At 62.3% G+C, this 11,506-nt stretch carries 12 protein-coding genes; 7 read left to right on the forward strand and 5 right to left on the reverse strand.

The genetic code is table 11. The features are described 5' to 3' along the window. The 5 genes from ispG (at nucleotide 1) to der (ending at nucleotide 5,831) form a co-directional block, all read left to right on the forward strand. Nucleotides 1-1,113, forward strand: a complete 1,113-nt coding sequence (gene ispG, locus M1D78_RS05955) for a flavodoxin-dependent (E)-4-hydroxy-3-methylbut-2-enyl-diphosphate synthase (RefSeq protein ID WP_437420120.1) — start codon at nucleotides 1-3, stop codon at nucleotides 1,111-1,113. 12 nt (nucleotides 1,114-1,125) lie between these two features. Beyond that, complete coding sequence (gene hisS, locus M1D78_RS05960) at nucleotides 1,126-2,409, forward strand: histidine--tRNA ligase (RefSeq protein WP_437420119.1); 1,284 nt, start codon at nucleotides 1,126-1,128, stop codon at nucleotides 2,407-2,409. A 40-nt stretch (nucleotides 2,410-2,449) separates the two neighbouring features. Beyond that, on the forward strand, nucleotides 2,450-3,091 hold the full coding sequence (locus tag M1D78_RS05965) for a YfgM family protein (RefSeq protein ID WP_437420118.1): 642 nt from the start codon (nucleotides 2,450-2,452) through the stop codon (nucleotides 3,089-3,091). 4 nt (nucleotides 3,092-3,095) lie between these two features. Continuing rightward, nucleotides 3,096-4,244, forward strand: a complete 1,149-nt coding sequence (gene bamB, locus M1D78_RS05970; RefSeq protein WP_437420117.1) for an outer membrane protein assembly factor BamB — start codon at nucleotides 3,096-3,098, stop codon at nucleotides 4,242-4,244. 102 nt (nucleotides 4,245-4,346) lie between these two features. Next, nucleotides 4,347-5,831 (forward strand): ribosome biogenesis GTPase Der, encoded by a 1,485-nt coding sequence (der, locus tag M1D78_RS05975; protein WP_437420116.1) that lies wholly within the window; start codon nucleotides 4,347-4,349, stop codon nucleotides 5,829-5,831. A 4-nt stretch (nucleotides 5,832-5,835) separates the two neighbouring features. On the opposite strand, the gene cysE is transcribed toward der, so the two are convergent. After that, the gene (gene cysE / locus M1D78_RS05980) at nucleotides 5,836-6,627 is read right to left on the reverse strand and encodes a serine O-acetyltransferase (RefSeq protein WP_437420115.1); all 792 of its coding nucleotides are present in this window, start codon (nucleotides 6,625-6,627) and stop codon (nucleotides 5,836-5,838) included. A 159-nt stretch (nucleotides 6,628-6,786) separates the two neighbouring features. Between cysE and M1D78_RS05985 the strand changes: the two genes are divergently transcribed. Both M1D78_RS05985 and M1D78_RS05990 read left to right on the forward strand, forming a co-directional pair. Then, nucleotides 6,787-7,935, forward strand: a complete 1,149-nt coding sequence (locus M1D78_RS05985) for a pyridoxal phosphate-dependent aminotransferase (protein ID WP_437420114.1) — start codon at nucleotides 6,787-6,789, stop codon at nucleotides 7,933-7,935. Further along, the gene (locus M1D78_RS05990; protein ID WP_437420113.1) at nucleotides 7,923-8,717 is read left to right on the forward strand and encodes an amidohydrolase; all 795 of its coding nucleotides are present in this window, start codon (nucleotides 7,923-7,925) and stop codon (nucleotides 8,715-8,717) included. Before M1D78_RS05985 ends, M1D78_RS05990 begins: the two co-directional genes overlap by 13 nt. 10 nt (nucleotides 8,718-8,727) lie before the next feature. On the opposite strand, the gene M1D78_RS05995 is transcribed toward M1D78_RS05990, so the two are convergent. From M1D78_RS05995 to M1D78_RS06010, 4 genes are all read right to left on the reverse strand, one after another. Continuing rightward, the gene (locus M1D78_RS05995) at nucleotides 8,728-9,108 is read right to left on the reverse strand and encodes a DUF2784 domain-containing protein (protein WP_437420112.1); all 381 of its coding nucleotides are present in this window, start codon (nucleotides 9,106-9,108) and stop codon (nucleotides 8,728-8,730) included. Between the two features lie 4 nt (nucleotides 9,109-9,112). Then, nucleotides 9,113-9,739, reverse strand: a complete 627-nt coding sequence (locus M1D78_RS06000; RefSeq protein WP_437420111.1) for a DUF2238 domain-containing protein — start codon at nucleotides 9,737-9,739, stop codon at nucleotides 9,113-9,115. Nucleotides 9,740-9,795: 56 nt separating this feature from the next. Next, nucleotides 9,796-10,536 carry an endonuclease gene (locus M1D78_RS06005; protein WP_437420110.1) on the reverse strand — a complete coding sequence of 247 codons (741 nt, stop codon included), beginning with the start codon at nucleotides 10,534-10,536 and terminating at the stop codon, nucleotides 9,796-9,798. A gap of 96 nt (nucleotides 10,537-10,632) precedes the next feature. Next, the gene (locus tag M1D78_RS06010) at nucleotides 10,633-11,490 is read right to left on the reverse strand and encodes a carboxylate/amino acid/amine transporter (protein ID WP_437420109.1); all 858 of its coding nucleotides are present in this window, start codon (nucleotides 11,488-11,490) and stop codon (nucleotides 10,633-10,635) included. Nucleotides 11,491-11,506 lie beyond the last annotated feature (16 nt).

Here is an 11,506-nt window from a genome sequence, read left to right on the forward strand (position 1 = left end):
ATGCATAGTGAGTCTCCTATCAAACGTCGACCGTCCCGCAAGATCTGGGTCGGCAACGTCCCGGTTGGCGGCGACGCGCCAATTGCCGTGCAGAGCATGACCAACACCGAGACCTGCGATGTCGATGCGACTGTCGCGCAGATCCAGCGTTTGCAGGATGCCGGTGCCGATATCGTCCGCGTTTCCGTGCCCTCCATGGAGGCGGCCGAAGCATTTGGCAAGATCAAGCAGCGTGTCGGCGTTCCGCTGGTTGCAGACATCCACTTCGATTATCAGATCGCGTTGCGGGTGGCTGAGCTCGGTGTGGACTGTCTGCGTATCAATCCCGGCAACATCGGTCGCGAGGACCGCGTGCGTGCGGTGGTCGAAGCAGCCCGCGAGCGAGGTATCCCGATCCGTATCGGTGTCAATGCGGGCTCCCTGGAAAAGGATCTGCAAAAAAAATATGGCGAGCCGACACCGGAAGCACTGGTTGAATCCGCGCTGCGCCATGTCGAGCACCTGGATCGGCTGAATTTTCCGGATTTCAAAGTCAGCGTGAAGGCGTCCGACGTCTTCATGGCTGTAGCGGCTTACCGGTTGCTCGCCGACAAGATCGAGCAGCCGCTACACCTGGGCATCACCGAAGCCGGTGGGTTGCGCTCCGGTACCGTCAAGTCCGCCGTGGGGCTGGGCATGCTCTTGGCCGAGGGGATCGGCGACACCATCCGTATCTCGCTAGCGGCCGATCCGGTCGAGGAAATCAAGGTTGGGTTCGATATTCTGAAGTCCCTGCGGCTGCGCTCGCGTGGGATCAACTTCATCGCCTGCCCGAGCTGCTCCCGACAGAATTTCGATGTCGTGAAGACGATGAACGATTTGGAGGGGCGCCTGGACGATCTGCTCGTGCCGATGGACGTCGCGGTCATCGGCTGCGTGGTCAATGGCCCCGGCGAAGCCAAGGAAGCCCACATTGGCTTGACCGGAGGCACGCCGAACAACCTGGTCTACATAGACGGCAAACCTGCGCAAAAACTGAACAACGAGAATCTCGTAGACGAGCTGGAACAGTTGATCCGCCGCAAAGCTGCGGAAAAGACCGAGGCCGATGCTGCGTTGATCCTGCGCAGCTGATAAGGAAAGAAATTGAGCAAGTCCCTGCAAGCCATCCGCGGCATGAACGACATTCTGCCGCAGCAAACGCCGGTTTGGCGCTACCTCGAAACGACCTTCGCCGAACTGCTCGATGCCTATGGCTACAGTGAGATTCGCCTGCCGATCCTGGAATTCACCGATCTGTTCGCACGCGGCATCGGCGAAGGCACCGATGTCGTGGATAAAGAGATGTACACCTTCCTGGACCGCAACGAGGAATCGCTGACCTTGCGTCCAGAAGGCACTGCCGGTTGTGTTCGTGCGGTTCTTGAACATGGCATGACTGGTGGCGGCCAGGTGCAAAAGCTGTGGTACAGCGGCCCAATGTTTCGCTATGAGAAGCCACAAAAGGGGCGCTATCGCCAGTTCCACCAGATCGGGGTTGAGGTCTTCAACCAGCCCGGTCCTGACATTGATGCCGAACTGATCGTGTTGACTGCTCGGCTGTGGAAGCGCCTCGGCTTTGCCGACGCGGTAACGTTGCAGCTCAACAGTCTCGGTTCCAGCGAGGCGCGGGCCCGCTATCGCGAGGCGCTGGTCGCTTATCTGCAGCAGCGCTTCGACCAGCTTGACGAGGACAGCCAGCGCCGCCTGACGACAAATCCGCTGCGCATTCTCGACAGCAAGAATGCCCAGACCCAGGCATTGCTCGCTGACGCTCCCACCCTTCATGACTACCTGGACGAGGAATCCCGCCTTCACTTCGAGGGGCTCAAGGCTCGGCTGGACGCGGCGGGTATCGCCTACGAGATCAATCCGAAGCTGGTCCGCGGGCTGGACTATTACGGTCGTACCGTGTTCGAGTGGGTCACGGACAAGCTGGGTGCACAAGGCACCGTCTGTGCCGGGGGCCGTTACGACGGACTGGTGACCCAGTTTGGTGGTAAACCGACACCTGGCGTAGGGTTCGCGATGGGCATCGAGCGGCTGGTACTGCTGCTCGAGACACTGGCGCTGGTTCCCGCCGAGCTGAATCGCCCCGCGCATGCATATATCTGTGCGTTCGGCGAGGCCGCTGAGCTCGCGGGCCTGGCGCTGGCCGAGCGGCTTCGAGACGAGTTGCCTGGCTTGCGGCTGCTGGTCAATGCCGGCGCCGGAAGCTTCAAGAGTCAGTTCAAGAAGGCCGACAAGAGCGGGGCGCGCGTTGCGCTGATCCTCGGTGAGGACGAGTTGGCCGAGCGCGTGGTAGGTTTCAAGCCGCTGCGCGACGACACCGAGCAACAAAGCATTGGCTGGGACGCTCTTGCAGCGCGCCTGGCTGCCTGCATGGCATGACCGGCAGGCCTGAAAATCGCGAATCGAAAGGAGTAACGGAGTGACCTCGGGCTCAGAAGAAGAACAATTGGCGGCAATCAAGGATTGGTGGCAGCGTAACGGCAAGCCGCTGCTGCTTGGTGCCGTCGTGGCGTTGATCCTGGTGTTCGGTTGGCAATTCTGGCAGAAGCGCCAGCTCACCCAGGCGCAGAACGCCTCAGCTGTCTATCAGCAGCTACTTAACGCGGTGCTGGAAGAAGGTGAAGTGGATACGGCCGAAGTGTCGCGTCTTGGCAATGTGCTGAAGAACGAGTTTGCCGGTACTCACTATGCGCAGTACGGCAGCCTATTCGTTGCCAAGGTGGCGGTTGAGAGCGGGCGCCTGGACGAAGCAGCGACCGAGCTGCAGGCCGTCATCGACAAACCGGCCGACAAGACGCTCGGCGAACTAGCGCGCCAGCGCCTGGCAAGGGTGATGGCTGCGCAGGACAAAGCCGAGGCGGCTTTGGGCTTGCTCGATGGTGAAGCGCCCAAGGCTTTCGCTGCCAGTCGCGAAGAGTTACGCGGTGATCTGCTCGTGCAGCTGGGCCGCAACGATGAGGCCCATGCCGCCTATACCAAGGCCAAGGAGGCACTGTCGCAGGATGCCGCCATTGGCGGACTTCAGCTGAAACTGGACGACCTGGCTCGTGGAGAGGCGTGAATTGATGCGTTGGAAAACTGCCGCGCTATTGTCGATGGCCATATTGGCTGCCGGTTGCAGTAGCAACGATACGAAAGAACCCGAGCCTGCCGAATTGGTGAAGTTCGATCAGGAAGTCGAACTGAAAACCGAGTGGAGCCGCTCGATCGGTGACGGACAAGGCGAAACCTATAATCTGCTGGTTCCGGCCGTGTATGGCGACGAAATCTTCGCTGCCGATAACGAGGGCCTGGTCGTCGCGATGGATCGTCACACCGGCAAGGTGAACTGGAAGCAGGAGCTCGAGGTGCCCGTTTCCGGTGGCGTCGGCGTCGGCTACGGGCTGGTGCTGGTGGGTACGCTGCGTGGCGAGGTCATTGCACTCGACGTATCCAATGGTGAAGAGCGCTGGCGCAGCCGCGTCGGCAGCGAGGTGCTGTCTGCACCGGCTGTGAATGGCGACGTAGTGGTCGTTCAGACCCAGGACGACCGCGTCCTTGCCTTGGAAATAGACACCGGGACGCAACGCTGGAGCTACGAAAGCTCGCCGGCAGTCCTCACGCTTCGGGGAACCGGTGCGCCCTTGCTGACCAATCAGCTCGCGGTGGCCGGCCTGTCCAGCGGTAAGGTTGTCGCGCTGGATACTGGCCGTGGTCTGCCTGTATGGGAGCAGCGTATCGCCATACCGCAGGGGCGTTCCGAACTCGAGCGCGTCGTGGACATCGATGGCGGCCTGCTGCTTTCGGGGGGCACGCTTTATGTGGCGAGCTTTCAGGGACGCGCAGCGGCGCTGGACCTGGAAAGCGGTCGTGTCCTTTGGCAGCGTGATGCTTCGACTTCATCGGGCGTCGCGCTGGGCTACGGTAGTGTTTACGTGAGCCAGGCCGAAGGCACCGTTCTGGGGATTGATGAGCGATCCACGACCGTACTGTGGAGCAACGACTCGCTGGCCCGTCGCGGCCTCTCCGGACCGGCCGTGTTTTCGAGCTACGTTGCGGTTGGCGACAAGGAAGGCTATCTGCACTTGCTGAGTCAGGTCGACGGCCGTTTCGTGGCGCGTACCCGTATCGACAGTGATGGCGTCCGTGTCAGTCCGGTCGTCGAAGGCGACTGGCTGTACGCATTCGGCAACGGTGGCAAGCTCGTCGCGCTGACCATTCGCCAGGCGGACTGAGCCCCTCGTTCGCACGGTGCCTCGCCTTGGCGGGGCAACGATATCCGGCCGCTGCCCTGCAGCGGCCTTCGTGTTTTCTGAAATAACGCAGTGGAGAGCCGTATGGTTCCCGTAATCGCCCTGGTGGGCCGCCCCAACGTCGGCAAGTCGACGCTGTTCAACCGCCTGACCAAGAGCCGTGACGCCATCGTCGCCGAGTACGCCGGCCTGACCCGAGATCGTCAGTATGGCGAGGCAAAGTGGCAGGGCCGCACCTATATCGTTATCGATACCGGGGGCCTCACCGGTGATGAGCAGGGCATCGACGCGAAGATGGCCGAACAATCGCTGCAGGCGATGCAGGAAGCCGACGCGGTGATGTTCATGGTCGATGCGCGCGCCGGAATGACACCAGGCGACCAGATGATCGCCGAACATCTGCGCAAGATGAACAAGCAGTACTTCCTGGTGGTGAACAAGGTCGACAGCATCGATCCCGACTTGGCCCGGGCTGAGTTCAGCCCACTCGGGCTCGGTGACGCGCTGCCGATCGCCGCTGCCCACGGCCGCGGCATCAACTACATGCTTGAGCGCGCGCTGGGGGCCTTTCCGCGCGACAACGTCGAGACGCTGGAGGACGGCGAGTCGGATGAGGTCGTTGCTCTCGAGGAAGGCCAGGAGCCGAAGCGGATTCCGGGCCCGAGCGAGAAGGACGGGATCAAAATCGCCATCATCGGGCGCCCTAATGTCGGCAAGTCCACGTTGGTCAATCGCATGCTGGGCGAGGAGCGGGTGATCGTCTATGACCAGGCCGGCACGACGCGCGACAGTATCTATATTCCCTTCGAGCGCGATGAGGAAAAGTACACGCTGATCGACACCGCTGGGGTGCGCCGTCGCGGCAAGATCTTCGAGGCCGTCGAGAAGTTTTCGGTGGTCAAGACGTTGCAGGCGATCCAGGATTCGAACGTGGTCATCTTCGTGATGGATGCGCGCGAAGGCGTGGTCGAGCATGACCTGAACCTGCTCGGCTTCGTGCTGGAAAGCGGGCGTGCCCTGGTGATCGCGCTGAACAAGTGGGATGGCATGGAGCCCAGCGAGCGCGACTACGTCAAGACCGAGCTGGAGCGCCGGCTGTTCTTCGTTGATTTCGCCGATATTCATTTCATCTCGGCCAAGCATGGCACGGGCGTGGGTAACCTCTACCAATCCGTTCAGGCGGCCTTCAGGTCCGCTGTCACTCGCTGGCCGACCAGCCGTTTAACGCAGATTCTCGAGGATTCGGTTCGCGAGCATGCGCCGCCTATGGTGTCTGGCCGTCGAATCAAGCTGCGCTACGCCCACCTTGGGGGCGCTAACCCGCCGCTGATCGTGATCCACGGCAATCAGGTCGAAGCGGTGCCGAAGTCTTACACGCGCTACCTGGAGAACACCTACCGGCGTGTGCTCAAGTTGGTCGGCACACCGATCCGGATCGAGTACAAGGGCGGGGAAAACCCTTACGAGGGGAAGAAGAACACCCTGACCGACCGCCAGGTCAACAAAAAGCGGCGCCTCATGTCGCACCATAAGAAGGCTGAGAAGAAGCGTCGCGACAAAAAGCGCTGACGCTTCAGCCTTCGTCGAACGACTGGTCCATGTCCAGGGCCGGTCGTGGGTGCCTGGGTTTGCCGACCTGGCGAGCGGGGTTGCCGACCACGGTGGTATGCGGCGCTACCGCATGCAGCACGATACTGCCGGCACCCACCTTGGCGCCTTCGCCGATCTCGATGTTGCCTAGAATCTTCGCCCCCGCCCCGATCATCACGCCGCTGCGCACCTTCGGGTGCCGGTCGCCGCTTTCCTTACCGGTTCCGCCCAGCGTCACGCCCTGCAGAATCGAGACATCGTCGCCGACCTGCGCGGTTTCGCCGATGACGATCCCAGTGCCGTGGTCGAGCATGATGCCGCTGCCGATGCGGCTGGCTGGATTGATGTCGATGCCCAGGCGCTGGTTGCAGCGCGACTGTATGAAGAGCGCGAGCAGGCGTTCGTCCTGCTGCAGTAATTGATGGCCGACGCGATAGGCCTGAAGCGCCAGGTAGCCTTTGGAGAAGAGGAAGGCTTCGAGCAAGTTCTCGTAGGCCGGGTCGCGGTTGACGATCGCCTCCAGATCGCGCCAACCCTGTTCGGCCAGTTGTGGGGCGGCGCGGTGAAGGGTGGTGAAGCGGTCGCGAAGGGCGACGGCCTGCGCGTCGTTGTCAGCCAGCGCACGGCCGATGTTTTCCGCGAGTGCGTCGCCCAGGTTGGAGTGAGCCAGGACGGCCTGTTGGAGTAGTCCATGCAAGGCCGGTTCCTTTTGCTGTGCCTGCCCGGCTTGGGCGTGTAGCGCTTGCCAGAGGGTCGGATGGGTGTCGCTGGGCATGCCTGATCCTTATCCGAAGCGGAAGTCGTAGGGCTGTCGTGTCGCTCAACTGTAGCAGCCCAGCCGCGTTGCCCGGACGGCCTCGTATCGGGCCGCCTGCATCGGCTATTCTGTCGGACCCTGCCGTAGCCCGTGCGGCAGGCCAGTTGGAAGGCGGCCATGCTCATCAGTAAATTGCCCCATGTCGGCACTACCATCTTCACCACCATGTCGCAGCTGGCGGCTCAGACGGGTGCGCTGAACCTGTCGCAGGGCTTCCCTGATTTTGACGGCCCGGATGCGTTACGCGAGGCCGTGGCCCACCATGTCATGGCCGGGCACAACCAGTACGCCCCCATGACCGGCCTGCCAGCGTTACGCGAGCAGGTGGCCAGCAAGGTCGCGGCACGCTACGGTCGGCAAGTCAGTGCCGATACCGATGTCACCATTACGCCCGGCGCTACCCAGGCGATCTTTTGCGCAATCCACGCGGTCGTCCGGCCGGGCGACGAAGTGATCGTGTTCGATCCCTGCTATGACAGCTACGAGCCCTCCGTCGAGCTGGCTGGAGGTGTGTGCGTGCATCAAGCGCTGAGCCTGCCAGGCTTCTCGATCGACTGGCAGAAGCTGGCTGATGCGATCAACCCGCGTACGCGCATGATCGTGCTGAACACGCCGCACAATCCCAGTGGGACTCTGATCGAGCGGGCGGATCTTGACCGCCTGGCGACGCTGATTCGCGACCGTGACATCTACGTGCTCAGCGACGAGGTGTACGAACATCTGGTGTTCGACGGCCGTGAGCATGCCAGCGTGCTGCGTCACGACGAGCTGTACGAGCGCGCCTTCGTGGTCAGCTCGTTCGGCAAGACCTACCACGTCACCGGCTGGAAGACCGGCTACGTCATCGCGCCGCCTGCGCTCGGCAACGAGCTGCGCAAGGTGCACCAATACGTCAGCTTTACCGGCGTAACGCCGCTGCAGTGGGCGCTGGCGGATTTCATGGCAGCCCACCCGGAGCATCTCGACGAGTTGCCGGGCTTCTACGAGGCCAAGCGTGATCTGTTCTGCGACCTGCTCGCCGGCTCGCGATTCAGCTTCAACCGGGCGGCTGGCACCTATTTCCAGCTGGCTGACTATTCGTCGATTCGCCCCGATCTCGATGACGTCTCGATGTCCGAATGGTTGACCCGGGAGCATGGCGTCGCGACGATTCCGATCTCAGTGTTCTACCAGACGCCGCCGGAAGGCCTGCGACTGGTTCGCTTCTGCTTTGCAAAACGAGAGGAGACGCTGCGCCAGGCAGCGGAACGACTATGCGCGATTTGACAACCCTACCCGATCTTGAGCTGGCGCTCATCCAGACGAGCCTCGTCTGGCAGGATGCCCAGGCCAACCGGGAGCAGTTCATCGGCTTGCTCGACGAGGCGCGCGGCGCCGATCTGATCGTGCTTCCCGAGATGTTCACCACCGCTTTTTCGATGAGCGCCGCAGAATTGGCCGAGCCCGAGGAAGGGCCGACCTATGCGTGGCTGCGCGAGCATGCGGCGCGGATGAAGGCGGTGGTCACGGGTAGCGTCATCATCGAGGCGGCGGACGGCACGCACCGCAACCGGTTACTCTGGGCGCGCCCTGATGGCCAAATCGCTCATTACGACAAGCGCCACTTGTTCCGCATGGCTGGCGAGCACGAGCACTACACTGCCGGCAGCGAACGCGTGCTGTTCGAACTGAACGGCTGGCATGTGCGTCCGTTGATCTGTTACGACCTGCGCTTCCCGGTATGGAGCCGCGACGCGCACGACACCGACCTGCTGCTCTACACGGCAAACTGGCCCGCCGCGCGGCGCAGTGCCTGGAACCGGTTGCTGCCGGCGCGTGCCATCGAGAACCTGTGTTTCGTGGCGGCGGTGAATCGGGTCGGGGAAGACGGTAAAGGCTACCCATACAGCGGTGATAGCCAGGTGCTCGACTATTTGGGCGATCCGCTGCTGGAAGCTGGCGATGCGGACGGCGTGTTCCGGATAACGCTAAGTGCTGGCAACCTCGCAAGGTTTCGCAGCAAGTTCCCGGCTTATCGCGATGGCGATGCGTTTGAGCTGAAGTATTGAGCGCGGCGAGTCAGCGACGGGCGGCCCGGCTTTGCTTGTGACGCCACATCAGCATGCCGTAGATCGAGGCGTTGGTCAGCACGACGATAGCCGCCAGCGCGTACTGCACAGGTACGCTCAGCCAGTCGGGGTAGATGAGCGGCAGCAGGTGATGCTCGATGAAACCAGCCTCGTACCCGGCCTCGCCCGCGAGCCGGCGTAGCTGATTTTCCAGGCCGGTCAGTGGGCATAGGCGGCCAGTGAGCTCGACATAGACGCCCCAGGCCGCAGCGGGGAGATGCAGCACAATCCAGCCCCGCTTCCAGGCGACCAACAGGCCGCCAAGCAACACGAACAGAATGAATGCCAGGTGCACTAGCAGTACCGCATCCGCGGCAATCCGGTAGAGCATGACGTCATTCCCTCGAACTGGGCGGGTTGAAGGCGCTGATCTGGCGGTCTTGCCGGCGGGCCAGCAGGCCTACCGCGAACAGCGCACCAAGCAACGCCATGAACATGTCCGACTGGGTGTCCCAGGGGTCGCCCTGCGTTCCGAGAAAATCCTCTGCACCTTGGCCGGCCAGCAACGCCACCCACCACTCGATGAGTTCGTAGAAGGCGCTGAATCCCAAGGCCACGCAGATGGCGAGGAAACCGAGCATCCGCCCTGGCCTGACGACGCCGAGGCGTAGCAGGATCTCCCGGGCCAGCAGCGCAGGGGTAACGCCCTGGATGAAGTGGCCAAGCTTGTCGTAGGGGTTGCGCTCCAGGTCCAGCCAATCCTGGACCCAGAAGCCCGGCGGCACCCGGGCGTAGGTGTAGGCGCCACCGAGAATCAGGACCAACGCATGAATGGCGATCACCCCATACAACAGCCGCGTCAGCGGCAAACGACCGTAGCTCCAAACGAGCAGCGGGGCGGCAATCAGCACGGGTGCAACTTCGAGTAGCCAGGTGGCGCGGTCATAAGGCGCGATGCCGGAGCAGACAAGGGCCAGCAGAACCCCGGTTGAGAGCGTCGCGTAGAGCGTTTTATCGTGCATGTCAGGCCTCCCGGATGCAGCAGAGCATGCAATGCGCGCCTGGCCGGCGCAACGACCTAGCCCGGCCTCCCGAATGTTCGTTCTGCGTCGCCATGGCGAGAGAGCAGGCGAGGGCAGCGCTGCAGGTCGACCTGGCCAACATAGCGGTTGGCGTTGCCCTGCGCGCAAGCCACGCTACGGTTTCGCCAGCGTTCCCATTCGTCGACCGGATACTGCCTGTTCCATAGGTCGTAGAGCCGTCGGTCTTGCTTCGACAGGCGCAGGTGATAGCGCTCGCTCATGTACAGGTAAACCCGGGCGATCACGCCGCGGCTGTAAGCCGGCGGCATGGCGGTGCGTTGTTTGAAGTTCACCACGAACGGGCATGCCCCGTACTGGGTCGGCTTTTCGCTGAGCATGCCGAAACCGTAGTTGCTGCGATCGCCGTTCACTTCTCCGACGACGGGCACGAGATTGTGCAGGTCGGCTTCCGCCTGGCTGAATACCGGATCGCGAGAGGTGCATTGCTTGCGGCCGCCCTGTTGCCAGCATTGTCGCTGGTGGCCGATCACCCAAGCCGGGACGATGTGCTCCCATTCGACCCGCGCGGCGCGCCTGGGCTGTTTTCGGGGTTGGTAGCCACAGCTGGCGAGGTCGATGCGGCTGCCCTTGAACTGACAGCGGCAATAGAAGTCGACGGGGCGTTCGGCATAGATCCGCGAGGCGATCTTCTTCGCTTCGCGAAACGTGCGTGGCGCCTCGGCGTGGGTCTGGACGGGTAAAAGCAAGGCGAGCAGAAGCAGGCTGAGCAGGCGCATGGTGTTCTCGACGACAGGCTGAGAATCGCATCCATGCGGGGCGCGCTATCTTACTGATCTGGCTGAATCTTCATAGATAACAATAAGTTACTGATATCACCTGGCCTGCTCCAAGCCCAGCCGATTGATCCGCAGCGAGGCCAGGATAATTACTCCACCAATGGCCAACAGCAACAGATTGGTTTCGGTGCCCCAGATGACCAGGTTGAGAATCAGGCCAACCGGTACGGCCATGTTGTTCATGACCGCAAGGGTCCCGGCGTCGACCAGCGTGGCCCCCTTGTTCCAGCAGAACTGGCCCAGCGCCGTCGCCAACACGCCCATCCAGATCAATACGCCCCATTGGGCCGGGGTACTCGGTAATTTGTCTGGATTGCCGAACAGCAACCATGCCGGCAGCACGATGACCAGTGCCCCGAGGAAGAAATAACCGAAGCGGCGGTAAAGCGGAATGTCCGAAGGATAGCGCTGGGCCAGATGCTTATAGCCGACCTGGCCGGCAGCGAAGGTAAAGTTCGCCAGCTGCATGAGCAGGAAGCCGCCTAGGAAGTCCTCGGTGATACCGTCGTAGCGGATGATCGCTGCGCCAAGCACCGCCACGGCGGCGGCCACCAGTGCCCACGGGTTGAAGCGGCGGTTGATCGCGTCGTCGATGAGCGTCACGTGCAGGGGCGTCAACACCGTGAACAGCAGCACTTCGGCGACGGTCAACACGTTGAAACTGAGGTAGAGGCACAGGTAGGTCACGCCGAATTGCAGCGCGCCAACCAGCGTGACACCGGCGATGAAACCGGGCGCCACACCACGCCAGCGTGTCAAGGGCAGGAACACGGCGCTGGCGAGCAGCACGCGGGTGAGAACGGCGAAGTAGCTGTCGACCTGGCCGGCAAGGTAGGCGCCGATCAGGTTAAAGGAATAGGCCCAGAGCAGGGTGACGAGAACCAGGTAGCGCATGCCGACTCCTCATGAC

The sequence above is a fragment of the Pseudomonas sp. SA195 genome, assembly GCF_054131565.1.